The organism is Tsuneonella sediminis (assembly GCF_051912845.1).
Taxonomy (GTDB): Bacteria; Pseudomonadota; Alphaproteobacteria; order Sphingomonadales; family Sphingomonadaceae; genus Tsuneonella; species Tsuneonella sediminis.
The window spans coordinates 1-506 of sequence record NZ_JBNCBU010000010.1; the positions used below are offsets into that span (position 1 = coordinate 1).

Below are 506 nucleotides of genomic sequence, written 5' to 3' on the forward strand. Positions count from 1 at the left end.
GATCGAATCGGTCGCGCCGACCAATTCAGTCTGCGATTCCGAACGGGTGTGGCTCGATCTCGACAATCGCGATTCGGACTTCGTGCCGCTGCGCAAGATCAAGCTCAAGAACATCTCGACCGACATCAAGATCTACCAGTTCCAGCCTTCGTAGACGAAGTTCGCCTACTGGATGTCGCGCGCGAAGCGGAAGATGTCGGTCCCCGCGATCGTCCTGACGCTCACCGCGCTGCTGGCGGTGGGAGCGGTCGCGACATCGCTCTACCGGCCCGAGCCGGTCCAGGAGGTGACGACCAAGGACCGCCTCGTCCAGCTCGTCGACACGCTGCCGTGTTTGTGGTTGCGGGTGTCCGACGTCGAGCAATCGGGGACACGGCAGAACGTAGTGCTCAAAGGGTATTCGCAGCTCGAAACCGATCGGCTTCGCCGTCTGATCGAGTCCCGGATCGACCAGGACGGCCAGCGCGATCTCCAGCTCGATCTCGGCGGGACGTCGCGGCCGCCGG

The 506-nt window shown here is 63.2% G+C and carries 1 protein-coding gene; it reads left to right on the forward strand.

The features are described 5' to 3' along the window. Positions 1 to 193 precede the first annotated feature (193 nt). The coding region (locus ACPV3N_RS13460; protein ID WP_440118643.1) for a hypothetical protein at positions 194 to 506 on the forward strand (313 nt) is incomplete at its 3' end.